Consider the following 25,818-nt stretch of genomic DNA (forward strand, 5'->3'; position numbering starts at 1 on the left):
CTCACAGCCGCACCTCCGCTTGCGCATGTGCTGCGAGTGCCATGTCGTGGGTCGCGACCAGTATCGCATGGGTCTTGGCGAGTTCTACGAGCAGCGCCGTGATCTGCGCGGCGCTGGCGGCATCGAGATCGGCGGTCGGCTCGTCGCACAGCAACACCGGACGCTGCGACAGCAGTGCTCGGGCCAGGCCAAGGCGGCGAAGCTCGCCGCCGGACAACCCCGCCGCACGATGATCAAGCGGAAGGTCCAGCCCGCCGCGCGCCGCGAGCAGCGGGTCGAGCCCGACGCGGTGGCATACCTCAAGAATCTCGGCATCGCGCGCATCGGGCCGGGCAAGCGCGAGATTGTCGCGCAGCGTTCCCGGCACCACCAATGGGCGCTGTGCCGCCCAGGCAATGTCCGGCCCGGCGATAGCCGACACGGTCCCCTCCGACGCGGCGACCTGTGCCGCACAGGCGGCGAGCACGCTGGTCTTGCCGCTCCCCGTCGGGCCGGTGAGCGCGACCAGCCCGGTCCTACCAAGGCTGAACGACACTGGGCCAATGCGCGCGCCGGGCCATGCGATGACCAGCCCTGAGACCGCGATCCCGGAAAACGAAGCAGACGTGGCAGCTAATTCCGGTAAAGGCTCGCAGAGCGGATCGACCACCGCAAGCGCGGCCTCACCCAGCTGCTTTTCATGATAGGCGGAGGCAAGGCGGCGCATCGGCAGATAGAATTCGGGCGCCAACGCCAGCGCGAACAGCGCCTCGCGAAATGTCAGTGTCTCCGGGACGGGGAAGGGGAGGATGCCGAGCAGGCTGAACCCGCAATAGACCGCGACCAACGCGACCGAGAGCGCCGCGAAAAACTCCAGCACCGCGCTCGACAAGAACGCGATCCGCAGCACCACCAGCGTGCGCGTCGCGACGCCCGTTGTCGCGGCACCGATCTGCCGCGTAATCCGCTCGCCCGCGCCGAAATGCCGGATCATCGCCAAACTGCGCAGGCGTTCGACGAACAGGTCCGAAAGCTGCTCCAGCGCGCGCAGCTGTGCGTCGGCGGCGCGGCGGGCCATCGTGCCCGCCAGGATCATGCCGAGAATGAACGGGATCAGCGTCCCGATCAGGATCGCGGCTGCGATCGGGCTGGCGAGCGCGACGCAACCCGCGACCAGCAGCGGCCCCATCGCCGCCGCGTACCGGACGGGCAGGAAGCGCGCGGCATGCGCCTCGATCCGGTCGACATGGTCGATCGCAATCGCGGCACTCTCCCCGATCGGGATGGCACGGGGAAGCGGCTCGCCGAGCAGGCGGCGATGCAGTCGCGCGCGCAACGGGGCGACGCTGCGCTGTGCCTCACGGATCGCGAGCGACTGGGCGGCAAAGCCCGACAGCGCACGGATCGCGCCGCCACCCAGCATTGCAAGAATGCCGGTCAGCGGCGTCGATCCGTCGATCAACGCGGAAACGGCCGCCGCCAGCCCCCATGCAAAGGCCGCGGCGCCACCAATATCGAGAAGCCAGAAGCCTCCGGCGCGACTGCCTTTTCGCATGGGGTGGACCTTCTGCCTAATCGGATGCCGGGTCGAGTCCGTACTATTCCCGATGTCGGCATGCCAGCGCGCCACCTAGGGCAGCGCGGTACACGTCCCGCAAAAGGGGGGAAATGACGATGATAGATATGGCAGTTGTCGAGCTGTCGCGGCTCCAGTTCGCGCTCACGGCAATGTATCACTTCCTGTTCGTGCCGCTGACGCTCGGCCTCGCCTTCATGCTTGTGATCATGGAGACGGTCTATGTGATCACCGATCGGCCGATCTGGCGCGACATCACGCGCTTCTGGGGAAAATTGTTCGGAATCAACTTCGTGCTTGGTGTCGCCACCGGCATCACGATGGAGTTCGAATTCGGCACCAACTGGGCCTATTACTCGCACTATGTAGGCGATGTGTTCGGCGCGCCGCTCGCGATCGAAGGGCTGATGGCCTTTTTCCTTGAGGCGACGTTCATCGGCCTGATGGTGTTCGGCTGGGACAAATTGTCCAAGCGGCAGCATCTGCTGACCACCTTCATGGTCGCGCTCGGCACGAACCTGTCGGCGGTGTGGATCCTCGTCGCCAATGGCTGGATGCAAAACCCGATTGGCTCGCGCTTCAATCCCGAAACGATGCGGATGGAGGTCGTCGACTTCATGGCGGTGGTGTTCAACCCCGTCGCGCAGGCGAAGTTCGTCCACACGGTCAGCGCGGGCTATGTCCTCGCTTCCGTCTTCGTGCTCGGCATCTCGTCCTGGTATCTGCTCAAGGGGCGCCACGTCGAATTCGCCAAGCGCAGCTTCGCGGTGGCGGCGGCGTTCGGCCTTGCCTCCTCGCTGTCGGTCGTCGTGCTTGGTGACGAGAGCGGCTATGCACTCACCGACAACCAGCGGATGAAGCTAGCCGCGATCGAGGGTGCGTGGCACACCGATCCCGCGCCGGCCGGCCTGTCGATCTTCGGCATTCCGTCGAATGAGGGGCGCGAGACCAAATATGAGGTCAAGATCCCCTATGTCCTCGGCCTTATCTCCACCCGCAGCCTGACCGGCGAGGTCGCCGGGATCACGCCGCTGGTCGAACAGGCCCGCGTCCGCATCATCCGCGGCATCGACGCCTATGATGCGGTGGAAAAGCTCAAGGTCGACCGCACCAACCTCGCCGCGCGCGAGCAGTTCGAGCGGCACAAGGCCGATCTTGGCTATGCGATGCTGCTCAAGCGCTATGTCGCCGACCCGCGTCAGGCCGATGCGGCCGCGATCGACAAGGCGGCGTGGTCGACGGTGCCCAACGTGCCGGTGCTGTTCTGGCTGTTCCGCGGGATGGCCGGGCTTGGCTTCTTCTTCATCGCCTTCTTCGGGGTTGCGCTCTACTACGCCAACACGCGCAAGTTCGACCGCAAATGGTTTCTGCGCACGGCGCTGTGGGTAATCCCGCTGCCATGGGTTGCGATCCAGTCGGGCTGGCTGATTGCAGAGATCGGGCGTCAGCCCTGGGCTGTCGAAGGCGTGCTGCCGACCTTCCTCGCCGCATCGAGTCTGACTGTGGCGCAGGTGTGGACGACGATCATCGGCTTCACCCTGATCTATGGCGTGCTCGCGGTGATCGAGGTGCGGCTGATGCTCGGCGCGATCAAGCACGGCCCTGAGCATGGCGCTCCCGAAGCCGAGCCCATCGCCCCCGCCGGCGCGCCCAACCCCTTCCAGACCGTCGCGGCCGAATGAGCCGCGCGGGACAAGGAGACCAATCATGACCCTACCGCTCGATTACGAGACGCTCCGCGTCATATGGTGGCTGCTGATGGGCGTGCTGCTGATCGGATTTGCCCTGACCGACGGGTTCGACCTCGGCGTGGCGTCGCTGCTGCCATGGATTGCCAAGACCGATGAAGAACGCCGCATGGTGATCAACACCGTCGGCGCGACCTGGGAGGGGAACCAGGTCTGGTTTATCCTCGGCGGCGGCGCGATCTTTGCCGCATGGCCGTTCGTTTATGCGGTCAGCTTCTCCGGCTTCTACCTCGCGATGTTCCTGGTCCTCGCCGCGCTGATCCTGCGGCCGGTCGGGTTCAAATACCGCTCGAAGCGGCCGGACCCGAAGTGGCGCGCGCGCTGGGACTGGGCGCTGTTCGTCGGCGGGTTCGTGCCCGCTCTGGTGTTCGGCGTTGCGGTCGGCAACGTCCTGCTCGGGCTGCCCTTCCGCCTCGATAGCGACCTGCGCTCCTTCTATGACGGGACACTGCTCGGCCTGTTCACCCCGTTCAGCCTGCTCGCCGGGCTGCTGTCGGTCGCAATGCTGGTGCTGCACGGCGCGGGCTGGCTGTCGCTCAAGGCGGAGCAGGGGCCGGTGCTCGATCGGGCGCGGACGATCGGGCAGTTCGCTGCGGTCGCTGCAGTCGTCCTGTTCGTCGCGGGCGGCCTCTATGTCGCCTGGGGCGGCCTTGGCTTCCGGGTCGAGGGGCTGGTCGACACCGCCGGCCCGTCCAACCCGCGCTTCACCGGCGCAGTCGCAGCCCCGGGTGCGTGGCTCGACAATTATGCGGCCTATCCATGGATGATCGCTGCACCGCTGATCGGCCTCGTCGGTCCGCTGGTGGCGCTGGCGGGGATCCGCGCGCGCCGCGATGTGCTGGTGTTTGCGGGTTCCTCGCTCGCCAATGTCGGGATCATCGGGACCGTGGGACTGTCGATGTTCCCGTTCATCCTGCCGAGCGCGATCGATCCTACCTCGAGCCTGACGGTGTGGAATGCATCGTCCAGCCACACCACGCTGTTCATCATGCTGGGCGTCACGCTCGTCTTCCTGCCGATCGTGCTGCTCTACACCGCATGGGTCTATCGCGTGCTGTTCGGTCGGGTGACGATCGAGCAGGTCCGCACCAACCCCGATTACTATTGATCGAAAGGAAGCCGCCATGTGGTATTTCGCCTGGATTCTCGGCGTGACGCTGGCCGTCGCCGTCGCCGTGCTCAACGGCATCTGGCACGAGTTCCATTCTCCGCCGTCCGAAGACCAGATCGTCGAAGGCTGATCCGGTGACCCACCGTTACCTGCCCGCGCTCGCCGCCCGTGCGGTGCCCCGCTACACCAGCTACCCCACCGCCGCCGAGTTCGGACCGGCGGTGGGGGCGGGGGATCAGGCGGCGGCGCTCGACGCCATTGCGCCGGGCACGCCGGTCTCGCTCTACCTGCACATCCCCTATTGCGAGCAGATCTGCTGGTATTGCGGATGCAACACCGGGGCGGTGGGGCGGCCGCAGCGGCTCGACGTGTATCGGGCGGCGATCGCGGCGGAGCTTGCAACGGTTTCGGCACGCATGCGCGGGCGGGTGACCTCCGTCCATTTCGGCGGCGGCAGCCCCAACGCGCTCAGCCCCGAAGCCTTCGCCGAACTGTGTTGCACCCTGCGTCAGCGGTTCGACATTGCCCCGGACGCGGACTGGGCGGCGGAGATCGACCCGCGCTTCTTTGGCCGCGCCCATGCCTATGCATTCGCGCGGGCAGGGATCGGGCGGATCAGCGTCGGCGCGCAGACCTTTGCGCCGCTCGTGCAGGCCGCGATCGGACGTATCCAGCCCTTCGCCAAGGTCGCCTCAGCCATTGCCGAGGCACGCAGCGCCGGGATCGATCGGATCAACCTCGACCTGATGTATGGCCTGCCCGGTCAAACGCTGGACGATATCGCCGCGACGGTCGCTGCCGCGCGACGCCTGGCGCCTGACCGGGTCGCGATGTTCGGCTATGCCCACCTCCCTGCGATGCTCCCGCGCCAGCGGCAGATCGATGCATCGAAACTGCCCGGCGCAGAGGCGCGCTTCTGGCAACGCGCATTGGCCCATGATCTGTGGGTCGAGGCACGATATGACGCGATCGGCTTCGACCATTTCGCGCGGCGCGATGACAGTCTGGCGGTCGCTGCGCGGGCAGGCGATCTGCGCCGCAACTTTCAAGGCTTCACCGACGATCGCGCCACCACGCTGATCGGCCTTGGCGCTTCGGCGATCAGCCAGTTCGACGGCGCGATCGTCCAGAATGAAAAGCATGTCGGCCGCTATCGCATGGCGGTGCTGGCCGGCGAGCTGGCGGGCGTTCGCGGCGTCGTGCGCGATGCCCATGATGCCGCGGCGGGCGAAGTTATCGAACGCCTACTCTGCGACGGGCGGATCGATGTCGCGGTGATCGCGGCGCGGCATGGTGCGACGGCGGAGCAGCTCTGCCACGACCCGGCCCTGCTCGACCAACTGGAAGAGCAGGGCGTGATCCTTCGTGACGGCTGGAACATCGCAGTCGCCCCAACCGGCGCACCCTATGCCCGCCTCGCCGCCGCGGCGTTCGACCGCTATCGCGCGGTCAGTCGCGGCCAGTTCAGCGCGGCGGTCTGATCCGTCTACGTATCACTCCTCATAGTGACCCCGGCACACGGGGCCTAGCCTTGCTCCCATGAAACTCGGGAGACGGGCTGTGAAGAATGTTGCCGTACTGATTCACGCCGATGCCGGCCAGGAGTCGCGACTTCAGGCCGCGCTCGACCTGGTGCGCGGGCTCCATGGGCACCTCATTGCGATCGACGTGACCGCAATGCCCCCGATCGCGGAGGACCCGGTCATCGGCCCGGCGACGCTCGCGGGCTACATCAGCGAAGAACTCGCGGTGCAGGACGATAACCGCGCCCGGATCAAGGCGCGGCTGTTGATCGACGACGCACCCTGGACCCTTGCCGAGTGCATGGGCGACGTCGCCTCTTGCCTCGCCAGCCATACTGCGTTGACCGATCTTGTCGTCATCAACACGGTGTTCGACGGATTTCCCGGCGGCGACATGGATGGCGTGGTCGCGTCGATGCTGCGCCTCAACCGTCCGGTACTCGCCGTCCCCAGCGCTACGCGCGGGATCGCACTTCAGGGCACCGCGCTGGTGGCGTGGGATGGGTCGGACGAATCCGACGCGGCGCTGCGTGCCGCCATCCCGATCCTCGCGCTTGCCCGCGAAGTGCGGATCCTCAGCATCGATCGCGGGTCGATCAAGCACCCGCCCGAGCTGGCGGCGAGCTACCTCTCGCGCCATGGGATCCGCCCGGAGATCATGGTCGTGCCCGCCGAATCCGGCCGCATCGGCCAGCAGATCCTCGCCCAGGCGCTGCGGATCGAGCCAGCGCTGATCGTGATGGGCGGCTTTGGCCACTCGCGCCTGATCGAGACGCTGTTCGGCGGGGTCACGCGCGACCTGCTGCACAACAGCCCCTATCCCGTCTTCCTCGCGCAGTGAAGGAGCAGAGCCGATGACCGAGCCTCGCGATCCCGCAAGCCTGCGCCACCTGGTCGTCCTCGGACATCCCGGCCTCGACAGCTTCAACCACGCGATCGTCCGCGCCTACCGGCAAGAGGTCGAAAGCCTGCATCAGGTGGTCGAAGTCGACGACCTCTACGCGCGCAACTTCGATCCGCTGCTGCGCCGCGACGAACTGCCCGGACCCGGCTTCAAGCCGCGCCCCGATGTCGCCACCTCGCTCGCCCAGATCGAGGGCGCGAGCGCGATCGTCCTCGTCTATCCGATCTGGTTCGGCATGCCGCCGGCGATGATCAAGGGTTATGTCGATCGGGTGATGGGCGCGGATTTCTCGCCCGAAGAGCTGAAGGCGCACCTGCCCAACCCGGTGCTGCGCGGCAAGCGCCTGATCATCTTCTCGACCTCGGCAGCGACGCGGCCCTGGCTGGAGGAGCGGGGGCAGTGGCTCGCGCTCAAACAGGCGTTCGACACCTATCTCACCCGCGCCTTCGGTCTTGCCGATTGCCACCATGTCCATTTCGATGCGGTGGTGCCGGGGCTCGACGCGCGGTTCGTCGCGGAGCATCTGTCGATCGTCCGTCAGACCGCGCGTGAGCGGGCCACGGTACTGCGCTATGGCGATCTGCCGCCCAAGCTGCTGCTTGAGCCGAACGTTTAGGTCCGGATCGAGCGCGCAGAAAAGGGCGGCAAACCAACCGGTTCGCCGCCCTTTCTTGCATCAGAAGCGAAAGCCGACGCCGACGCCCGCTACGATCGGATCGATGCTGACCCGCGCGGTATTGGTCGCCGCACCGGTGCGCAGCCGCGCGGTGGTGTCCATGTCGATGTACTTGACGTCGAGGTTCAGGAACATCTTCTCATTGAGGTCGATGTCGATCCCGGCCTGAAGCGCATAGCCGAAGCTGTCGTCCATCTCGACATCGGTAGCGCCGATCGCCGCCACCAGCGCGTCACTCGCCTTCGTCGAATAGAAGATGGTGTAGTTCACTCCCGCGCCGACATAGGGCCGCACCTTCCCCTCGGGCGCAAAATGATATTGCAGCGTCAGCGTCGGCGGCAGCACCCAGGTGCTGGCCAGTTCGTCAAAGCCCGACAGCGTGCCGCGGCCCTGCGCGTCATGCTTGGTCGTCGCGAGGATCAGCTCCGCGCCGATATTGTCGGTCAGCATATAGGTGAAGTCGACTTCGGGCATCACGCTGTCGCTGACGCCGACTTCGCTGCCCGGGAAGCCTGGGGTCACCGGACCCGAGCTTTCGGTCGGGGCGACGAGGATGGCGCGACCGCGCACAAGGAAATCGCCTTCCTTGGCGATGGCAGGCTGCACACCGGCCGCACAGGCCAGCACGCCGATGAGGACATGGGTGGTTTTCATGGGTAGTTCCCCGATACGATCTGCGCGATGGGTGCGCGGCGGCGGCATCGGATATTGCGGCGCGCGACTGCATTGGTAGTTTTCCCAATGGGTTTTGCCCGGATGCCGGGGCCATAGGCGGGGAATGGAAATGAGCGGCGACAGTGTCGAGAAGCTTGCCGCGCGATTCATCGCGAGCGATCTTGATCGCGCGCAATTTGTGGTCGATCCGGACGGCACAATCCGCAGCTGGAATCCCGGCGCGCAGATCCTGCTCGGCTATGCCGCCAGCGCTGCGGTCGGGCAATCGGTCGCGATGCTCTATTCACAGGCCGACGCCGCCGCCGGCAAACCCCGCGACGATCTCGACCGCGCAGTGACCTATGGCCGCTATGCCGAGGAAGGCTGGCGGCGGCGGCAGGACGCGACGGAGTTCGCCGCGGATGCCCGGATCATCGCACTACGCGACGACGATGGCACGCTGCTCGGCTTTGGCGGGACGATCGAGGACATTACCGACCGCAAGGCCGCTGAAGCAGCCGTCGCGCGGAGCGAGCTTCATCTCCGCTCGATCCTGGCGACCGTGCCCGATGCGATGATCGTGATCGACGAGCGCGGCCAGATGCTGTCGTTCAGCGCGGCGGCGGAACGGCTGTTCGGCTATGCCGAGGCGGAGGTCGTCGGCAGAAATATCGCGATGATGATGCCTGATGGCGATCGCCTGCGGCACGACGACTATATCGACCATTATTGCCGGACCGGGGAGCGCCGGATCATCGGCATCGGGCGCATCGTGGTCGGCAAGCGGCGCGACGGCAGCGAGTTTCCGATGGAGCTCGCGGTCGGCGAAGCCCGCAGCGCCGGGCACCGCATCTTCACTGGCTTCATCCGCGACCTGTCCGAACGGCAGCGTGCCGAGCTGCAGATGAAGGAGCTGCAATCCGAGCTCGTCCACGTTTCGCGTGTGTCGGCGATGGGGACGATGGCGTCGACGCTGGCGCATGAACTCAACCAGCCGCTGACTGCGATTGCCAACTATATGGAAGCGACGCGAGATCTGATCGCGGCGGGCGAACCGGATCTTGAGCTGCTGGGCGAGGCGGTCTCCGAATCGGCAAACGAGGCACTGCGGGCGGGCAATATCGTGCGCCGCCTGCGCGAATTCGTCGCGCGTGGCGAGGTCGAAAAGCGCGTCGAATCGCTGCCCCAGATGGTCGAAGACGCCACCCGGCTCGCCATGACCGGGGCGCGGGAGCGCGGGGTGAGGGGCCTCAAGGACCTCGACCCCGATGCCCGCCTGGCGCTGGTCGATCGGGTCCAGATCCAGCAGGTATTGGTCAACCTGATCCGCAACGCGGTCGAGGCGCTGGCGGACATGCCGGTGCGCGACGTCACCATTGCGACCCGCGTCCAGCCCGACGGCATGATCCGCGTCGAGGTCAGCGATACCGGCCCCGGCATCGACCCGGCGATCCGTCCGCGCCTGTTCGACGCCTTCAACACCAGCAAGCCCGATGGCCTTGGCCTCGGCCTGTCCATCTGCCGCACGATCGTCGAGGCGCATGGCGGGCGGATCGCTGCCGATCCGCGTGCCGGTGGCGGGACGATCCTGTGGTTCACCATTCCCAGTGCGGAGACCCAAGAATGAGCGACAAGCCGCTGATCCACCTGATCGACGACGAGGATGCCGTTCGGCGTTCGGCGAGCTTTCTGCTCAAGACGTCGGGCTATGACGTCCGCGCCTATCCCTCGGGCGTGGCGTTCCTTCGCGACGCGCGGCACCCCGACCCCGGGTGCATCCTGCTCGATATCCGGATGCCGGAAATGGACGGGCTGGAGGTTCAGCGCGAACTGAACGCGCGTGGCATCGCGCTCCCGGTGATCGTGCTGACCGGCCATGGCGATGTCGCGACTGCCGTGACCGCGATGAAGCAGGGGGCGCTCGATTTCCTCGAAAAGCCGTTTGAGAAGGCACTGTTGATCGCGGCGCTTGATCGCGGTTTCGAACGGCTGGGCCGCGCCGGCAATGCTGAGGTGGAAGGGCAGGAGGCCGCAGTGCGAATCGCCGCGCTGACCGCACGCGAGCGCGACGTGCTGCGCGGGCTGGTCGCGGGCAACCCGAACAAGACGATCGCTTATGACTTGGGCATCTCGCCGCGCACGGTCGAAGTGCATCGCGCTAACCTAATGACCAAGCTGGAGGTGCGCAGCCTGTCCGAAGCACTGCGCATCGCCTTCGCGGCGGGCCTCAGTGTCGACAACTAAGGATATTTCCGGAAGGCGGCGGGACGCCGGGCGCGGCATGTTGGGTCCAAATGGATCAGCCTGCCCCCAATCCCTCTGCTGGACATGAGGCCGACGCCGCACTGGCGATCGCGCTGGTGGACCCGGACGATGTGTCGCGCCGGGCGCTGTATCTGATGCTGTCGGGGCAGCGGCATCGCGTCCGCTCCTATGACAGCGCCGCAACCCTGGCCGAGGATCCCAAGGCGGTTGAGGCGGACTGGCTGATCATATCGGTGCGGGCAGGTGTCGAGAGCCTTGCCGCAGTCGGGCGGCTGCGGTTTCGCGGGTGGCGCGGGCGGCTCGCGGTGATTGCCGATGCGGCCGCAGTGCCGGAGCGTGACGGGCTTATGATCGGCTCCCGAGACCTGATCCTCGCCCATCCGGTTGCGCCGCATGCGTGGCGGATCGGGCTTTCAGGGCAGGTTTAGCGGGGTTTCGACCCTGCTTTTGCGGGATTCTGCACCATAAGCTGCATCGCCCTTGCCCCCGGCACCTGCATTGCTATAGACGCGCCCGACCTGCGGTGTCCTGAATGCGGGCGTGGCGGAACTGGTAGACGCGCTGGTTTTAGGTACCAGTATCGAAAGATGTGGGGGTTCGAGTCCCTTCGCCCGCACCAGTTTCCGCCCGGCGCGCATGGTGGATGCCGCGATACCGATTCCACTTCCAGAGCAGGAAGCCCGTTAGAATGCAGACCGTTGAGACGTTGAACGAAGGCCTCAAGCGCGCCTACACCCTGAAAATCACCGCCAAGGATATCGACAGCCGCGTCGATGCCGAAGTGAAGCGCGTGGCCCCGCAGATTCGCATGCCCGGCTTCCGCCCCGGCAAGGTGCCGACCAACCTGGTCCGCAAGATGCACGGTGAGGCGCTGACTCAGGACGCGCTGAACACGACGATCCAAGAAGGCGTGCAGAAGCTGATCGCCGACCACAAGCTGCGTCCCGCGATGCAGCCGTCGGTGAGCCTTGAGGGCGAATTCGCCCCGGGCAGCGACGCCGAGGTGAAGGTCGAGCTGGAAGTGCTGCCCGACGTTCCCACCCCGTCGATCGACGGCCTGAAGCTTGAGCGCCTGATCGTTCCGGTCAGCGACGAGGCAGTCGATGCGCAGATCATGCAGATCGCCGGTCAGCAGAAGTCGTGGGAAGACGCCAAGGCCAGCTACAAGGCGAAGCAGGGCGACCAGGTCACGATGGATTTCGTCGGCAAGGTCGACGGCGTCGCATTCGATGGCGGCACGGGCGAGGGCATGGCGATCGAGATCGGCTCTGGCCGTCTGATCCCGGGCTTCGAGGACCAGATCGTTGGCGTGAAGGCTGGCGATGAAAAGCAGATCGAAGTGAACTTCCCCGAGGATTATGGCGTCGACACGCTGGCCGGCAAGCCCGCGACGTTCGACCTCAAGATCACCGCGGTGAAGGTGTCGGGCGAAGTGAAGGTCGACGAAGACCTCGCCAAGAATCTGGGCCTTGAAAGCCTCGATCAGCTGCGCGGCATCCTGCGCGGTCAGATGGAGAATGAGACCGGCGGTCTCACGCGCACGTACATGAAGCGCAAGCTGCTCGATCAGCTCGCCGCTGGCCATGACTTCCCGGTCCCGCCGTCGATGGTCGAAGCCGAGTTCCAGCAGATCTGGGCGCAGCTTCAGCACGAAGCCGGCCATGAGGAAGATCCCGAGGCGGCTAAGGCCGATCTCGAAAAGGAAGTCGGCGATTACCGCGCGATTGCCGAGCGCCGCGTGCGCCTTGGCCTGTTGCTCTCGGAAATCGGCCAGGCGAATGGCGTTGAAGTGACGCAGGCGGAAATGAACCGCCTGATCGCTCAGGCGGCACAGCAGTATCGCCCGGAAGACCAGCAGCGCTTCTTCCAGTACATCCAGCAGGAGCCGATGGCCGCCGCCCAGCTGCGCGCCCCGCTCTATGAGGACAAGGTCGTAGACTTCCTGTTCAGCACCGCCGAAATCAGCGAGCGCGAAGTGACCCGCGAAGAGCTGGAAGCCGCGATCGAGAGCGAGGAAGGCGCGGTGCCGCACGTCCATGGCCCGGACTGCAACCACGACCATGATCACGACCACAAGCCCGCAAAGAAGGCCAAGGCGAAGAAGGCCGACGAGCCCGCCGCTGAGCCTGCTGCCGAAGACGTGAAGCCGGCGAAGAAGGCGAAGGCCAAGGCCGAAGACGCCCCGGTCGAGGAAGCCGAAGCGCCTGCGAAGAAGGCACCCGCGAAGAAGGCTGCCAAGGCCGACGACGCTGAGGCCGAAGCGCCGAAGAAGAAGGCTCCCGCAAAGAAGAAGGCGGACTAAATCCGCTGAAGGCCATCGGGACCCCGGCCCGCCCTTATCGGGTTGTGCCGGGGTCCACGGTGCCGCACACTGAGCGCTAGAGGCTCTCGCGTTACGCTCAGCCTCCCGGTGGACCCCGGAACAAGTCCGGGGTGACGTAGTGGGGAATGGCGTGACCGAGCCGCGCATCGCAGTAATCCTGCCCTGCTATAACGAGGAAGCCGCGATCGCGCAGACGGTCGCGGGTTTCCGCGCGGCGCTCCCCGACGCTGCGATCTACGTCTACGACAACAACAGCGCCGACCGGACGGTCGAAGTCGCGCGCGCTGCAGGGGCGATCGTCCGCACGGAGCGGATGCAGGGCAAGGGCAATGTCGTCCGCCGCATGTTCGCCGATGTGGATGCCGACATCTATGTGATGGCCGATGGCGACGCGACCTATGACGCGACCGCCGCGCCGGCGATGATCGCGAAGATGCTGGGCGAGGGGCTCGACATGGTCGTTGGCACCCGCATCCACGAAGCCGCCGACGCCTATCGCCGCGGCCATGTGCTCGGCAATCGCGCGATGACCGGGCTGCTCGCGCGGCTGTTCGGGCGCAGCTTTACCGACATCTTCTCGGGCTATCGGGTGTTTTCGCGGCGGTTCGTGAAGAGCTTCCCGGTGCTGTCCGCCGGGTTCGAGATCGAGACCGAAATCAGCGTTCATGCGCTCGAACTCAAGATGCCGGTGGGGGAGGTGGAGACCCGCTATCTCGCGCGGCCCGAGGGCTCGGCGTCGAAGCTGTCCACCTATCGCGACGGCGCGCGGATCGCGCGGACGATTCTGACGCTGTACCGGATCGAAAAGCCGATCCTGTTCTTTGGCATCGTCGCGCTGGCGCTGTCGGCGCTGGCGGTGCTGCTCGCCGTGCCGCTGGTGATGACCTATATGGAAACCGGGCTGGTCCCGCGCTTCCCGACCGCCATCCTTGCGACCGGCCTAGTGATTCTGGCGGCCCTCAGCAGCTTTGCCGGGTTGATCCTCGATACCGTGGTGCGTGGCCGGCGGGAAATGCGCCGGCTGGCCTATCTGGCGCAGCCATCCCCGGCGAACCTCTAGAGCGTCAGGCTGCCAGCTTCTCGAGCGCGATGCCCAGTTCGTCGATCAGGAATTCTTCGACCGCCGCCTCGATCATCGCGCGCGTTTCGCGATCGGGCGCTTCGACCCAGCCAGCGATCCGCAGCGCGCCGACCACCGGAGCGACCTTCCAACGGACATCCCCCTCGGCGACGCTGATCTGACCATCTGTGAACTGGTGCGCGATGTCGAGCGCATGCAGCCGACGCGACAGCCGGGCAACCGCCTCGGCCGACTCGATGCCGTTCCATGCGGCAAAGGCAAAGTCGAAATGATCGCGCTCGGGCGCGGGCTCAGCCGCGCGCCGCGCTGCCTCAGGGGCTGCGACACGCTCGCGGGGCGCGCGGAGGAAGATGTGGGAGAACATCGTCAGGACGATGGCGGTAAACGGGAACAGCGCGATGGCAATGACCAGCGCGATCCCAAAGGTCGCATCGTTGAACCCACCCGCGCCGAACAGCGGCCCGAGCCCCACGGCAGCGAACGCCGCGTAGAGCAGGGCAAAAACGATCATGGTGCGCATATCCTGGCGCATCGGCGCCCCTTTCGACTCCCGGTTCGGATCGACCGTGACAGAGAAGGGTTCAGAAATGGTTGCTGCGGCCGCACGCGCCCCCGTTCACCCTCTTCCCCCCTTGCGCCGCGCGATGCGAGCGCCGATGTAGTCGCTGGGCAAAAACAGATTTGACGAGAACATCCCACATGCACCCCCTTGCCGGTAACCTGACCCCCGACGGTTTTACGCGCGACCCCATCACCAATGCGCTGGTGCCGATTGTCATCGAACAGTCGAGCCGTGGCGAGCGCAGCTTCGACATCTTCTCGCGCCTGCTGCGCGAGCGGATCATCTTCATCACCGGCGGGGTTGAGGACCATATGGCCTCGCTGATCACCGCCCAGCTGCTCTTCCTCGAGTCCGAGAACCCGAAGAAGGACATTTGGATGTACATCAACTCGCCAGGTGGCGTGGTGACCGCCGGCATGGCGATCCACGATACCATGCAGTATATCCGTCCGCGCGTCGGCACGGTGTGCATCGGTCAGGCCGCGTCGATGGGCAGCTTCCTGCTCGCAGCGGGTGAACCGGGGCTGCGCGTGGCGCTGACCAATGCACGCATCATGATCCATCAGCCCTCGGGCGGGGCGCAGGGCATGGCATCGGACATCCAGATCCAGGCCAAGGAAATCCAGCGCATCAAGGATCGGATGAACGGGCTGTACGTCAAGTACACCGGCCAGCCGCTGGAGCGGATCGAATCGGCGATGGATCGCGACACCTTCCTCGAGGCCGATGAGGCCAAGGCGTTCGGCCTGGTCGATGAAGTGTACGAAAAGCGCCCGCAACCGGCTGACACCGACGGCGCGGCGTCTTAATCTGACGCTCACCCTTGTCGGGGTAACAGGCGAAATTGGATTGCCGGGAACTGTCCCGGGTGTAGGATGCCGGGCTGCGTAATCGGCCCGGCACGCAAAGGAAGACTGAATGACGAAGCTAAGCGGCGGCGATTCGAAAAGCACGCTCTACTGCTCGTTCTGCGGCAAGTCGCAGCACGAAGTGCGCAAGCTGATCGCTGGCCCCACCGTGTTCATCTGCGACGAGTGCGTTGAGCTCTGCAACGATATCATTCGTGAAGAGACCAAGTCCGCACTGGTCAGCAAGAAGGACGGTGGCGTCCCGACCCCGCAGGAAATCTGCGACGTGCTGGACGATTATGTCATCGGCCAGAAGCGGGCGAAGCGCGTCCTGTCGGTGGCGGTGCACAACCACTACAAGCGGCTCAACCACGGTGCCAAGGGTGCCGATGTCGAGCTGAGCAAGTCGAACATCCTGCTCGTCGGCCCGACCGGCTGCGGCAAGACGCTGCTTGCCCAGACGCTCGCACGCATCCTCGACGTGCCGTTCACGATGGCGGATGCGACGACGCTGACCGAAGCCGGCTATGTCGGCGAGGATGTCGAGAACATCATCCTCAAGCTGCTCCAGGCATCCGACTATAATGTCGAGCGGGCGCAGCGCGGCATCGTCTATATCGACGAAATCGACAAGATCAGCCGCAAGGCCGAAAACCCGTCGATCACGCGCGACGTGTCGGGTGAGGGCGTTCAGCAGGCGCTGCTCAAGCTGATGGAAGGCACCACCGCGTCGGTCCCTCCGCAGGGCGGCCGCAAGCATCCGCAGCAGGAATTCCTTCAGGTCGACACGACCAACATCCTGTTCATTTGCGGCGGCGCGTTCAGCGGGCTTGAGAAGATCATCGGTGACCGCCTTCAGGGCAAGTCGATCGGCTTCGGCGCCTATGTCGCCGCGCCGGAGGAACGCCGCACCGGTGAGACGCTGCGCCAGACCGAGCCAGAGGATCTGCTCAAGTTCGGCCTGATCCCCGAATTCGTCGGCCGCCTTCCGGTGGTTGCGACGCTCGAGGATCTGGACGTCGATGCGCTGATCAAGATCCTGACCGAGCCGAAGAACGCGTTGGTGAAACAGTATCAGAAGCTGTTCGAGATGGAGAATGTGAAGCTCTCCTTCACCGACGACGCGCTGGTTTCGGTCTCCAAAAAGGCGATCGAGCGCAAGACCGGCGCACGCGGCCTCCGCTCGATCCTTGAGGGCATTTTACTCGACACGATGTTCGACCTGCCCGGCATGGACGGGGTCGACGAAGTGATGATCGACAAGGACGTGGTTGCCGGATCGAAGGATCCGGTGCGCGTCTATGCCGCTGAGAAGAAGAAGGCGGGCGGCGCCGCCTGATCGGCGTCCCTGCAAGCGAATGAAGCGGGCGCCGGGCAACCGGCGCCCGTTTTCGTTCAGCTGCTCTTGAGGACGAACACCGGGCCAAGGTCGATGGTGTGCGCGGCACCGCCCAGCGTCAGCGCGACATTGGCCGCCCCCGCCGGATAGTCGCCCGCGGCAACGCCTTCGATATGCACCAGCTTCCATTCGGCGGTGAGTTCCACCGACCCACTGACGATCGCGCCATAGGGCGCCGACGCCTGCTGGATCGTTCCGGCGATCGTCGTCCGTCCCTCCACGCCGCCATCCGCAAGCCGCGCCCAGAATGCGAGGACAAGCCGGTCGCCCTTGGCGATTGCGCCCTTGATCGGCGACGAGGCGCCGATGTCCCATGCGTTGGTCGGCTTGGCCGGGATGGTCACCCGGATCGCGCCGCCACCCTGCACGGCCGCATCCTTGCGCCCCTTATGCGTCTGTCCCGGCCCGTACACGGTCCAGTTGGCGCTTGGCTGATTGAGCACCACAGGCTCCTTGGCGGATTGCCCCGCCATCACGGGCGTCGCTGCACTGAGCAGCAATAGTGCGATCATGGTCCTCATCCGCTCCCCCTCTCGATCCTGAGATTGCATCATTCATCATTACATCTACAGGATCAATATAGAACCAATGACCGGGGAGCAGCTAATGTCCTTTCATCCGTTCCGAACCGCATTTCTGATGGCCGCGCTGGTCGCGCTTTCGGGACAGGCCGAGCCTGACGCGCCCCGCTATCAGCTTGTCTGGGCCGACGAATTCGACCGCGACGGGTTGCCGGATGCGACAAAGTGGAGCTGGGACACTCACGCCAACAAGGCTGGCTGGTACAATAACGAACTGCAATATTACGCTGCGGATCGGGCGGAGAATGCGCGGGTGGAGAATGGCCGCCTCATCATCACCGCGCGCCGCGAGTCTCTCACCGATCGCCCGGATCATGGCGGACAGCGCTACACATCCGCGCGCCTGATCACCAAGGGCAAGGCGGAATGGACCTATGGAATGATCGAGGTGCGCGCGAAGCTGCCATGCGGCAAGGGTAGCTGGCCCGCGATCTGGATGCTGGGCGCCACCGCCAACTGGCCGGATGGGGGTGAGATCGACATCATGGAGCATGTCGGCAAGTTGCCGGGCGACGTGTTCGGAACGATCCACACCCGTTCGACCGCCGGCACCTATGGCAATGGCGGCAAGATCCGGGTCGAGGACGCCTGCACCGCATTTCACGATTATCAGATCGTCTGGACGCCCGATGCGATCAGCTTCGCGGTCGATGGCAAAGCCTATCATCGCTACCGCAATACCGGGACCGGCGCTGCGCAATGGCCGTTCGATCAGCCGCAATATCTGCTGCTCAACCTGGCGATTGGCGGAGCGATGGGTGGCGAGGTTGACGACGCGATCTTTCCGACCCGGTTCGAGATCGACCATGTCCGCGTCTATCAGCGCAAATGAGCGAAACCCGCGTCATCCACAGCTTTAACCACATTCGTTTTCAACTGCTTAACCCGGCCTAACGCTTTCCTCTTGCTCCCGGGGCGGGTGTCAGGAGGAAATCTTGCGGTTTTACAATGCGACGCGGTTCCTGTTCCCCTCCAGCCTGCGGCTGCGGATGTTCACCATTTGCTTCATCGGGACGCACATCCCGCTGCTGACCTTTGCCGGCTGGCAATTCACCAGCGGCAAGATCGACTGGCCCGACCTCGGCGTAGTGTTGGGCGCGACGTTGATCGGGACGATCTTCACCCTGATCGGGATCGACGGGCTGCTCGCCCCGGTGCGTACGGCGACGGATGCCGTGCAGTCGCTGGAACGCGAACAGGCCGAGGCGCTGGAAGCGGTCAGCGATGGCGACATGCTGACTGAACTCCTCGCCGGGGTGACCCGCGCGAGCGAGGCGACCAAGGTCCGGGTGGCTGCGCTCGACATCGCCGCGCATCGCGATCCGTTGACCGGCCTGCTCAACCGACGCGGCTTTCTTGCGCGGGCAGAGGCGGCGGGCGAGGGCGCAATCGCGCTGCTCGACCTCGACAAGTTCAAATCGGTCAATGACCAGTTCGGCCATGATGCGGGTGACGCGATCCTTCAGGATTTCGCCGCCTATCTTGCTCGCGGCGTGCGCAAGGCGGATTGCGTCGGGCGCTGGGGTGGCGAGGAGTTCGCGGTGTTCTTCCCAGCCACCGAAGAGGGCGAGGCCGCGGCGATCCTTCAGCGCATCGCCCGCCGGCTCGGCAACGGGCTGATCGAACGCCCCGATGGCGCGGCAGTAACTTGTTCGGGCGGCGTCGTCGCGATCGAGGGCGAACCGCTCCCGCTGGCGATGGCGCGCGCCGATGCGGCGCTTTACGCCGCGAAGCGCTCGGGCCGGAACCAGCTGCGCGTGGGCGACGCACATATGCTGGTCGAATAGCCCCTATCGCGCCGCCTGCATCGCCTCGATCGCGGTGCTGCTGCGCAGGACGCGGGCCATCGGGTCGATCACGACATGGGCGCTGGCCGGGACCGCGATGGTCGCGCGTCCAGCGTCCATCGCGACCCGCTGGACCACCCCGTCGATCTGAACCTCGACCGGGAGCGGGAAGGGGCCTGCTCCCGGCACCTTCCACTCCAGCGTCAGCTGGTCGCCGTCACGGGTCTCGATCAGTTCGGGTAAAGCCGCCGAGCGCAGATAGACGCGGTAGAACCAGCCGAGGTCGCGCCCAGCAGCGGCGCTCATCAACGTCTCGAACTCAGGCGTCGTCGTAAAGCGCGGCTTGAAATTGCCGGGCTTGGGATCAGGCCGACCATAGACCAGCCGCCGCGTCGCATCGAAAAACGCCGCGTCGCCGATCAGGTAGCGTAGTGTGTGCAGCACCCACGCGCCCTTGTAGTAGATGTCTGTCCCCGGTCCGCCCTTTTCGAGCTGATAGACCTCGTCCGAGGTGCGCAACCGGCCCGACACCAATGGCTGGCGGTTGAGGATGCCCTTGCGCTGCTCCGCCATCATCGCGGCATAGCGCGCCTCGCCCTCGCGCCACTGGCCGTAGAGCGGCTGCATGTACTGGCCATAGCCCTCGTGCAGCCAGAAATCGTCCCAATCCGCCGCGGTCATCTGGTTGCCGAACCATTCATGCGCCAGCTCGTGGTGCAACAGCCAGTCGAAGCCCGTCGCATCCTTGCGATAGTCGTTGCCGTACGCGTTGACCGTCTGGTGCTCCATGCCCAGGTGCGGCGTTTCGACCACGCCCAGTTTCTCGTGCGCGAACGGGAACGGGCCGATCATCGCTTCGTAGAAATCGAGCGTCGGGGCGAATTCGGCGAACAGCCCGGCGGCCTGCTTGTCCTTGCCCGTCAGGTGCCACAGGTGCAGTGGCACGCTGTTCCCGAACTTGCTGGGGTACGCGCCCTTGATCTCGCGATACGGCCCGATGTTGATCGCAACCAGATAGGGGTTGATGGTCTTCGCTTCCCAATTCCAGCGACGCACGCCCCCCTTCATCGGGTCGATCGAGCGCAGCACGCCGTTGGAGATCGCGGACACCCCCTCGGGCGCGATGATCCCGATCCGCATCAACGGAGTTTCACCAGCTGGGAAATCGAGGCACGGCCAGAACAGGTCGCAGCCATAGCCCTGTGCCGTGGTCGCCACCCACGGCTTGCCCTGCCAACTCGACCAGACGAAGCCATCGTCCCACGGCGCATTGACCGCCTCATGCGGCCGCCCGGCATAGGCGATGCGCGCGACCATCCTGCCGCCCGCAGCAACCGGCGCGGGAAGGTCGATGGTCAAACGCCCCTCGGGATTGCGCCATGCACCATTGGCAAGCGGCTTTCCGTTGATCGCCACCGCAGAGATATGGAAATTCTTGTCGAGATCGATCAGCAGCCGCGTCTGCCGCACGCTGGTGCTAAGCGTTAGTGTCGCCGTCCCCGCCAGATATTTGCGTGCCGCATCCACCTCCAGGTCGAGGTCGACATGCTCCAACCGCAACGCCGCCCGCTCGGGCTCGATCTCGCCGCCGGATCGCTCGGTCAGCGCGGTGATCGGCGGCTCGCCCTTTTGGGCCATAGCGGAAGCGGGAAGGGCGATCAGCGTAACCGCGGCAAACACTGCATTGATGCGATGCGCGCGATCCCCATATAGTTGGACGAATCTGTCCCCTGTGGGCAGCACCGGAGTGTTCATGAAGTCTTCCTATCCAGTCCTGCCGCTGCGCGACATCGTCGTGTTCCCGCATATGATCGTGCCGCTGTTCGTCGGGCGCGACAAGTCGGTCGCTGCCCTTGAGGCGGCGATGGCCGACGACAAGGAAATTTTCCTCGTCGCCCAGCTTGATCCGGCCAATGACGACCCTGGCCGCGACGACCTGTACGACACCGGCGTGTCGGCCGAGGTGATGCAGCTGCTCAAGCTGCCCGACGGCACCGTGCGCGTGCTGGTCGCGGGCAAGGAGCGCGGCAAGCTCGAGACGATGGCGGAGAAGGACGGCTACCTCACCGCCACCGTGACCCCGGTCGAGCAGAAGCCGGCCGAGGGCACCCAAGTTCAGGCGCTGATGCGCTCGGTGGTCGAGCAGTTTGAGAATTACGCCAAGCTCAACCGCAAGCTGCCGGCTGAAACCGCCGTCCAGCTGGGCGAGATCGAGGAAGCCTCGCGCCTTGCCGACGCTGTCGCTGGCAATATCGCGGTCAAGGTCGCCGACAAGCAGAGCCTGCTGGTCGAGGACGATCCCCAGAAGCGCCTCGAAATGGTGTTCGCTTTCATGGAGGGCGAGCTGGGCGTGCTGCAGGTCGAGAAGAAGATCCGCTCGCGCGTGAAGCGCCAGATGGAGAAGACCCAGCGCGAATATTATCTCAACGAGCAGCTCAAGGCGATCCAGCGTGAGCTGGGCAATGAGGGCGAGGAAGGCGAGGGCGATGAGGTCGCCGAGCTGACCCAGAAGATCGCCACGCTCAAGCTGTCGAAGGAAGCACGCGGCAAGGCGCAGGCTGAGCTCAAGAAGCTCAAGACCATGGCGCCGATGAGCGCTGAAGCGACCGTCGTGCGCAACTATCTCGACGTGCTGCTGGGCCTGCCCTGGGGCAAGAAGTCGAAGCTGAAGAAGGATCTGGTCGAGGCCGAAGCGGTGCTCGACGCGGATCACTATGGGCTTGAGAAGGTCAAGGACCGGATCATCGAGTATCTTGCGGTGCAGGCGCGCACCAATAAGCTCAAGGGACCGATCCTGTGCCTTGTCGGCCCTCCGGGCGTCGGCAAGACCTCGCTCGGCAAGTCGATCGCCAAGGCGACCGGGCGCGAGTTCATTCGCCAGTCGCTCGGCGGCGTACGCGACGAGGCCGAGATTCGCGGCCACCGGCGCACCTATATCGGCTCGCTGCCGGGCAAGATCGTGACCAACCTCAAAAAGGCTGGGACCAGCAACCCGCTGTTCCTGCTCGATGAGATCGACAAGCTGGGTCAGGATTTCCGCGGCGATCCCGCCTCGGCGCTGCTCGAGGTGCTCGACCCTGAGCAGAACAGCAAGTTCAACGACCATTATCTCGAGATCGATGTCGATCTGTCGGACATCATGTTCGTGACCACGGCCAACTCGCTGAACCTGCCCCAGCCGTTGCTCGACCGCATGGAGATCATCCGGCTCGAGGGGTACACCGAGGACGAGAAGGTCGAGATTGCCAAGGGCCATCTGATCGCCAAGCAGATCGACGCGCATGGCCTGAAGGACGGCGAGTTCGAACTGACCGAGGGCGGGCTGCGCGACCTGATCCGCTATTACACCCGCGAGGCCGGCGTCCGCACGCTCGAGCGTGAGATCGCCAAGCTCGCGCGCAAGGCGCTGCGCCGCATCCTCGAGGGCAAGGTCGAGAGCGTCATCGTGACGCCGGAGAACCTCCACGAGTTCGCGGGCGTGCGGAAGTATCGCTTCGGCATCGGCGAGGAAGAGCATCAGATCGGCGCCGTCACCGGGCTGGCCTGGACCGAAGTCGGCGGCGAATTGCTGACGATCGAAAGCGTCACCGTCCCCGGCAAGGGCGCGATCAAGACGACCGGCAAGATCGGCGACGTGATGAAGGAGAGCGTCGAGGCGGCGTTCAGCTTCATCCGCGCACGCAGCCCCAGCTACGGCATCAAGCCGAGCATCTTCGCGCGCAAGGACATCCACGTCCATCTGCCCGAAGGCGCTGTACCCAAGGATGGGCCGTCGGCGGGCATCGGCTTGGTCACCTCGATCGTCTCGACCCTGACCGGCGTACCGGTGCGCAAGGATGTGGCGATGACGGGTGAAGTCACCCTGCGCGGCCGCGTGCTGCCGATCGGTGGCCTCAAGGAAAAGCTGCTCGCTGCGCTGCGTGGCGGGATCACCACAGTGCTGATCCCGGCGGAGAATGAGAAGGATCTGGCGGAGATTCCTGCGAATATCCGTGAGGGTCTGACGATCATTCCCGTCGCGCATGTCGATGAGGTGCTCAAACTCGCACTGACCGAGCCGTTGACCGCGATCGAATGGACCGAGGCGGAGGATCTGGCAGTGCTGCCGCCGGCAGCGACGCCCGATCCGCTGCGCCACTGATGGTTGAGCGCGGATAAAGTCACTTTTTCCGCGCTTTGCCCGTCAATGCACCGCTTTCCGCTTTACAGCGGGGCGCGGACGCGTTTTGCTGTCCCACCGGCGCTTTATCGCCGAGCGATTTCCAATATACGCCTACCAAGAAAAGCAGGGGTTCAAAGGGCATGAACAAACAGGAACTGATCGCCACGGTCGCTGACACCGCTGGCCTCGGCAAGGGGGACGCCAGCAAGGCGGTCGAGGCCGTGTTCGACGCGGTCACCGCGGCGCTCAAGAAGGGCGACGAAGTCCGCCTCGTCGGGTTCGGCACCTTCTCGGTGTCGAAGCGCAAGGCTTCGACCGGCCGTAACCCGCGCACCGGCGAGCCGATGACCATCAAGGCGTCGTCGCAGCCGAAGTTCAAGGCCGGCAAGGGCCTGAAGGACGCAGTCAACTAAAAGGGGCGCGACGGGGCTGGACAAGCCGGTTCCGTCCCCTTAGAGGCTCCGCTCCCCGAACCGTTTCGGGGAGTTCCGATCCGTCGGAGCCGCTGGAAAAGCCTTTCGGGGCGATCCGGTATCGGGCGCGTAGCTCAGTGGTAGAGCACTGTGTTCACACCGCAGGGGTCGCTGGTTCAATCCCAGCCGCGCCCACCATCCCCAAAGGCCCGTCGGCATTGCCGGCGGGCCTTTTGCGTTTCGGCGCTGGGTGGTCCCTGATCGGTCGAGTCACGCTGGCCGGGCTGTTGCGTCGCAGCAACATTCGGATGCTCCTCGTGCGAGCCAGCTATGGTCACCGCCGCACCCTGCGCTTCGCGAGCGCGGATATTATCGGTATTGATCAATCACTTAATCTACTCCGACGCTCCCATTTGTCACACTTTTGTAACGCGGGTCACAAAAGCGTCATCGCACAGTCACCGAAGTTTCTTGCGAATCCCATCCCACCGTCACGGACGCAGCCTAGCGCCGGCCTCGTGATCGGCAGGGGGCATGTTCCGAGTCGATCCAGGGCGCTCGCCCATCATCCTGCAAACCGGGATCGACCGGAACGGAGAAATTCATGGCCGACTTCAAGCGTATCAGCCTCATCCTGATGACCAGCGTTGCGGGCGCCACGCTCGCCGCTTGCGACGGCGCATCCAGCGTTGCCTCGCCCGGCGAAGGCGTGATCGTCGTCCCCGCGCCGGCTCCTGCGCCGGCTCCTGCGCCGACCCCGTCGCCGACGCCTGCGCCCGGCACGCCGGCTGCAAGCTGCCCCACCGGCACCACCGATGCCGGCGTCGTCGGCAGCTTCCGCGGTTGCCGCCTGCCGGCGCTGATCACCAGCCTGACGCTGCAGAAGCTCCCGGGCGTTGCCTATGAGATCAACGGCCGCGTCGACGTGGGTGTGGATCGCGGTGGCGCGGGCACTGCGGGCACCGCCGGCAACCTGACCATTCAGCCGGGCGTGATCGTCTATGCGAACACGACCAACTCGGACAACGACTTGCTGGTCGTCAACCGCGGGTCGACCATCGCGGCAGAAGGTACCGCGACCCAGCCGATCATCTTCACCGCGCAGCAGAACCTGACCGGTGGCGTGACCGACGAATCGCAGGGCCTGTGGGGCGGCATCATCCTTGCCGGTCGCGCGCCGATCTCAAACTGCAACCTGTCGGGCGTGACCGGCGGTTCGGTGAACTGCGAGAACGTCGTCGAAGGCACCGGCAACGCGCTGTACGGCGGTGCGACCCCGGGCGACAATTCCGGCGTGATGCGTTATGTTCAGGTCCGCTATTCGGGCACCGTGATCAGCCCGAACAACGAGCTTCAGGGTATCACGACCGGCGGCGTCGGTTCCGGAACCCGCCTCGAGTATATCCAGATCCACAACAGCTCGGATGACGGCATCGAAATCTTCGGCGGCACGCACAACGGCCGCTACTGGGTCGTCACCGGCGCCGATGATGACAGCATCGACACGGATGTGGGTTGGAAGGGCTTCATTCAGTTCGCGATCGCGATCCAGAAGCCGACGAACACGCAGTCCGACAACTATGCGATGGAAATCGACTCGAACAACAACGAAGACGCGACCCCGCGCCAGTTTGGCCGCATCGCGAACTTCACGTTCGTCACCACCACGACGGGCACCAACGCCGGCCTGCGTCTGCGCGGCGGTGCGGACTTTACCTTCGTCAACGGCATCTTCGTGTCGAGCCGTCCGTGCCTCAACGTTGTCGCCGGAACCACCGACAATGGCGGCAAGTCGACGATCCGCGCCGCCAACGCGGCGATCGACGAGCAGGGTCCCCCCGTGTTCCGTTCGGTCTATTTTGCTTGCACCGGCGGTCTGACGACCGAAACCGCGCAGAACAGCGTGACGGTGACCAATGCCGAGCAGGAAGCGCTGGTCGATGCGGGCACCAACAACGTCAAGAACGGCACTGCGGCCAACGCGCTGACCTCGGGCTACCTGCCCGGCACCGGCGCTGCGGGCGTGACCGCGTTCAACGCGTCGACGCTCAACCCGTCGGGCACCTCCTTCCTGGTCGCCACCAGCTATATCGGCGCGATCAGCGGGCCGAGCGACACCTGGTACCAGGGTTGGACCTGCAACTCGAACCGCGCGAACTTCGGCGCGGCAGGCAGCGCCTGCACCACCGTTCCGATCAGCTGATCGCAGCGTGATCGACTACCGGA

At 65.2% G+C, this 25,818-nt stretch carries 23 protein-coding genes and 2 tRNA genes; 20 read left to right on the forward strand and 5 right to left on the reverse strand.

What is annotated here, in order from left to right:
* Position 1 precedes the first annotated feature (1 nt).
* Positions 2-1,534, reverse strand: a complete 1,533-nt coding sequence (locus K9B35_RS01470) for an ATP-binding cassette domain-containing protein (RefSeq protein ID WP_224920032.1) — start codon at positions 1,532-1,534, stop codon at positions 2-4.
* A 122-nt stretch (positions 1,535-1,656) separates the two neighbouring features.
* On the opposite strand from K9B35_RS01470, the gene K9B35_RS01475 reads away from it, so the two are divergent.
* The 6 genes from K9B35_RS01475 (at position 1,657) to K9B35_RS01500 (ending at position 7,457) form a co-directional block, all read left to right on the forward strand.
* Positions 1,657-3,237: a cytochrome ubiquinol oxidase subunit I gene (locus K9B35_RS01475; protein WP_224920490.1), complete on the forward strand. Its 1,581-nt coding sequence runs from the start codon at positions 1,657-1,659 to the stop codon at positions 3,235-3,237.
* Between the two features lie 25 nt (positions 3,238-3,262).
* A complete protein-coding gene (gene cydB / locus K9B35_RS01480; protein ID WP_224920033.1) occupies positions 3,263-4,411 on the forward strand; it encodes a cytochrome d ubiquinol oxidase subunit II in 1,149 nt (382 codons plus the stop codon).
* A gap of 16 nt (positions 4,412-4,427) precedes the next feature.
* Positions 4,428-4,544: a cytochrome bd-I oxidase subunit CydX gene (gene cydX / locus K9B35_RS01485; RefSeq protein ID WP_224920034.1), complete on the forward strand. Its 117-nt coding sequence runs from the start codon at positions 4,428-4,430 to the stop codon at positions 4,542-4,544.
* Between the two features lie 4 nt (positions 4,545-4,548).
* Entirely contained in the window at positions 4,549-5,895 is a 1,347-nt protein-coding gene (gene hemN, locus K9B35_RS01490; RefSeq protein ID WP_224920035.1) for an oxygen-independent coproporphyrinogen III oxidase, read from the forward strand.
* A 79-nt stretch (positions 5,896-5,974) separates the two neighbouring features.
* Positions 5,975-6,778: a universal stress protein gene (locus K9B35_RS20250; protein ID WP_224920036.1), complete on the forward strand. Its 804-nt coding sequence runs from the start codon at positions 5,975-5,977 to the stop codon at positions 6,776-6,778.
* A gap of 13 nt (positions 6,779-6,791) precedes the next feature.
* Entirely contained in the window at positions 6,792-7,457 is a 666-nt protein-coding gene (locus K9B35_RS01500; RefSeq protein ID WP_224920037.1) for an NAD(P)H-dependent oxidoreductase, read from the forward strand.
* A gap of 60 nt (positions 7,458-7,517) precedes the next feature.
* On the opposite strand, the gene K9B35_RS01505 is transcribed toward K9B35_RS01500, so the two are convergent.
* Positions 7,518-8,171 (reverse strand): OmpW/AlkL family protein, encoded by a 654-nt coding sequence (locus K9B35_RS01505; protein ID WP_224920038.1) that lies wholly within the window; start codon positions 8,169-8,171, stop codon positions 7,518-7,520.
* A gap of 130 nt (positions 8,172-8,301) precedes the next feature.
* On the opposite strand from K9B35_RS01505, the gene K9B35_RS01510 reads away from it, so the two are divergent.
* From K9B35_RS01510 to K9B35_RS01535, 6 genes are all read left to right on the forward strand, one after another.
* Positions 8,302-9,798 carry a PAS domain-containing sensor histidine kinase gene (locus tag K9B35_RS01510; RefSeq protein ID WP_224920039.1) on the forward strand — a complete coding sequence of 499 codons (1,497 nt, stop codon included), beginning with the start codon at positions 8,302-8,304 and terminating at the stop codon, positions 9,796-9,798.
* Positions 9,795-10,415, forward strand: a complete 621-nt coding sequence (locus tag K9B35_RS01515; RefSeq protein ID WP_224920040.1) for a response regulator transcription factor — start codon at positions 9,795-9,797, stop codon at positions 10,413-10,415. The genes K9B35_RS01510 and K9B35_RS01515 overlap by 4 nt, the downstream gene beginning before the upstream one ends.
* A 50-nt stretch (positions 10,416-10,465) precedes the next feature.
* Entirely contained in the window at positions 10,466-10,864 is a 399-nt protein-coding gene (locus K9B35_RS01520; protein ID WP_224920041.1) for an HAD family hydrolase, read from the forward strand.
* A gap of 106 nt (positions 10,865-10,970) precedes the next feature.
* Positions 10,971-11,055 (forward strand) — tRNA-Leu (locus tag K9B35_RS01525).
* A gap of 69 nt (positions 11,056-11,124) precedes the next feature.
* Entirely contained in the window at positions 11,125-12,738 is a 1,614-nt protein-coding gene (gene tig / locus K9B35_RS01530; protein ID WP_224920042.1) for a trigger factor, read from the forward strand.
* Between the two features lie 151 nt (positions 12,739-12,889).
* On the forward strand, positions 12,890-13,819 hold the full coding sequence (locus tag K9B35_RS01535; RefSeq protein WP_224920043.1) for a glycosyltransferase family 2 protein: 930 nt from the start codon (positions 12,890-12,892) through the stop codon (positions 13,817-13,819).
* 4 nt (positions 13,820-13,823) lie between these two features.
* On the opposite strand, the gene K9B35_RS01540 is transcribed toward K9B35_RS01535, so the two are convergent.
* Entirely contained in the window at positions 13,824-14,351 is a 528-nt protein-coding gene (locus tag K9B35_RS01540) for a hypothetical protein (protein WP_224920044.1), read from the reverse strand.
* Positions 14,352-14,539: 188 nt separating this feature from the next.
* On the opposite strand from K9B35_RS01540, the gene K9B35_RS01545 reads away from it, so the two are divergent.
* A complete protein-coding gene (locus K9B35_RS01545) occupies positions 14,540-15,211 on the forward strand; it encodes an ATP-dependent Clp protease proteolytic subunit (protein WP_224920045.1) in 672 nt (223 codons plus the stop codon).
* 109 nt (positions 15,212-15,320) lie between these two features.
* Positions 15,321-16,589 (forward strand): ATP-dependent Clp protease ATP-binding subunit ClpX, encoded by a 1,269-nt coding sequence (clpX, locus tag K9B35_RS01550; RefSeq protein WP_224920046.1) that lies wholly within the window; start codon positions 15,321-15,323, stop codon positions 16,587-16,589.
* Between the two features lie 56 nt (positions 16,590-16,645).
* Here clpX and K9B35_RS01555 read toward each other — a convergent pair whose 3' ends face one another.
* Entirely contained in the window at positions 16,646-17,161 is a 516-nt protein-coding gene (locus tag K9B35_RS01555) for a hypothetical protein (protein WP_224920047.1), read from the reverse strand.
* Between the two features lie 94 nt (positions 17,162-17,255).
* Here K9B35_RS01555 and K9B35_RS01560 point away from each other — a divergent pair, with 94 nt between their 5' ends.
* Positions 17,256-18,062, forward strand: coding sequence for a family 16 glycosylhydrolase (locus K9B35_RS01560; protein WP_224920048.1), 807 nt, complete (start codon positions 17,256-17,258; stop codon positions 18,060-18,062).
* A gap of 103 nt (positions 18,063-18,165) precedes the next feature.
* Entirely contained in the window at positions 18,166-19,017 is an 852-nt protein-coding gene (locus K9B35_RS01565) for a diguanylate cyclase (protein ID WP_224920049.1), read from the forward strand.
* A gap of 3 nt (positions 19,018-19,020) precedes the next feature.
* Here the strand turns inward: K9B35_RS01565 and K9B35_RS01570 are convergent, their stop codons facing one another.
* Positions 19,021-20,655, reverse strand: coding sequence for a M1 family metallopeptidase (locus K9B35_RS01570; protein ID WP_224920050.1), 1,635 nt, complete (start codon positions 20,653-20,655; stop codon positions 19,021-19,023).
* Positions 20,656-20,770: 115 nt separating this feature from the next.
* On the opposite strand from K9B35_RS01570, the gene lon reads away from it, so the two are divergent.
* The 4 genes from lon to K9B35_RS01590 all read left to right on the forward strand — a co-directional run bounded on the left by lon (position 20,771) and on the right by K9B35_RS01590 (position 25,795).
* Positions 20,771-23,158, forward strand: a complete 2,388-nt coding sequence (lon, locus tag K9B35_RS01575; RefSeq protein ID WP_224920051.1) for an endopeptidase La — start codon at positions 20,771-20,773, stop codon at positions 23,156-23,158.
* Positions 23,159-23,319: 161 nt separating this feature from the next.
* A complete protein-coding gene (locus K9B35_RS01580) occupies positions 23,320-23,592 on the forward strand; it encodes an HU family DNA-binding protein (protein ID WP_066656000.1) in 273 nt (90 codons plus the stop codon).
* 123 nt (positions 23,593-23,715) lie between these two features.
* Positions 23,716-23,790 (forward strand) — tRNA-Val (locus K9B35_RS01585).
* A gap of 406 nt (positions 23,791-24,196) precedes the next feature.
* On the forward strand, positions 24,197-25,795 hold the full coding sequence (locus K9B35_RS01590) for a hypothetical protein (protein ID WP_224920052.1): 1,599 nt from the start codon (positions 24,197-24,199) through the stop codon (positions 25,793-25,795).
* The last annotated feature ends 23 nt before the right edge of the window (positions 25,796-25,818 follow it).

This window comes from Sphingomonas sp. R647, from assembly GCF_020177055.1.
Classification (GTDB): domain Bacteria; phylum Pseudomonadota; class Alphaproteobacteria; order Sphingomonadales; family Sphingomonadaceae; genus Sphingomonas.

Coding starts and splice junctions, on each gene's coding strand:
- K9B35_RS01470 (WP_224920032.1), bottom strand. CDS start 1,534: ATGCGAAAAGGCAGTCGCGCCGGAGGCTTCTGGCTTCTCGATATTGGT.
- cydB (WP_224920033.1), top strand. CDS start 3,263: ATGACCCTACCGCTCGATTACGAGACGCTCCGCGTCATATGGTGGCTG.
- cydX (WP_224920034.1), top strand. CDS start 4,428: ATGTGGTATTTCGCCTGGATTCTCGGCGTGACGCTGGCCGTCGCCGTC.
- K9B35_RS01500 (WP_224920037.1), top strand. CDS start 6,792: ATGACCGAGCCTCGCGATCCCGCAAGCCTGCGCCACCTGGTCGTCCTC.
- K9B35_RS01505 (WP_224920038.1), bottom strand. CDS start 8,171: ATGAAAACCACCCATGTCCTCATCGGCGTGCTGGCCTGTGCGGCCGGT.
- K9B35_RS01510 (WP_224920039.1), top strand. CDS start 8,302: ATGAGCGGCGACAGTGTCGAGAAGCTTGCCGCGCGATTCATCGCGAGC.
- K9B35_RS01515 (WP_224920040.1), top strand. CDS start 9,795: ATGAGCGACAAGCCGCTGATCCACCTGATCGACGACGAGGATGCCGTT.
- K9B35_RS01520 (WP_224920041.1), top strand. CDS start 10,466: ATGGATCAGCCTGCCCCCAATCCCTCTGCTGGACATGAGGCCGACGCC.
- tig (WP_224920042.1), top strand. CDS start 11,125: ATGCAGACCGTTGAGACGTTGAACGAAGGCCTCAAGCGCGCCTACACC.
- K9B35_RS01540 (WP_224920044.1), bottom strand. CDS start 14,351: ATGATCGTTTTTGCCCTGCTCTACGCGGCGTTCGCTGCCGTGGGGCTC.
- K9B35_RS01545 (WP_224920045.1), top strand. CDS start 14,540: ATGCACCCCCTTGCCGGTAACCTGACCCCCGACGGTTTTACGCGCGAC.
- clpX (WP_224920046.1), top strand. CDS start 15,321: ATGACGAAGCTAAGCGGCGGCGATTCGAAAAGCACGCTCTACTGCTCG.
- K9B35_RS01555 (WP_224920047.1), bottom strand. CDS start 17,161: ATGATCGCACTATTGCTGCTCAGTGCAGCGACGCCCGTGATGGCGGGG.
- K9B35_RS01560 (WP_224920048.1), top strand. CDS start 17,256: ATGTCCTTTCATCCGTTCCGAACCGCATTTCTGATGGCCGCGCTGGTC.
- K9B35_RS01570 (WP_224920050.1), bottom strand. CDS start 20,655: ATGGCCCAAAAGGGCGAGCCGCCGATCACCGCGCTGACCGAGCGATCC.
- lon (WP_224920051.1), top strand. CDS start 20,771: ATGAAGTCTTCCTATCCAGTCCTGCCGCTGCGCGACATCGTCGTGTTC.
- K9B35_RS01580 (WP_066656000.1), top strand. CDS start 23,320: ATGAACAAACAGGAACTGATCGCCACGGTCGCTGACACCGCTGGCCTC.
- K9B35_RS01590 (WP_224920052.1), top strand. CDS start 24,197: ATGGCCGACTTCAAGCGTATCAGCCTCATCCTGATGACCAGCGTTGCG.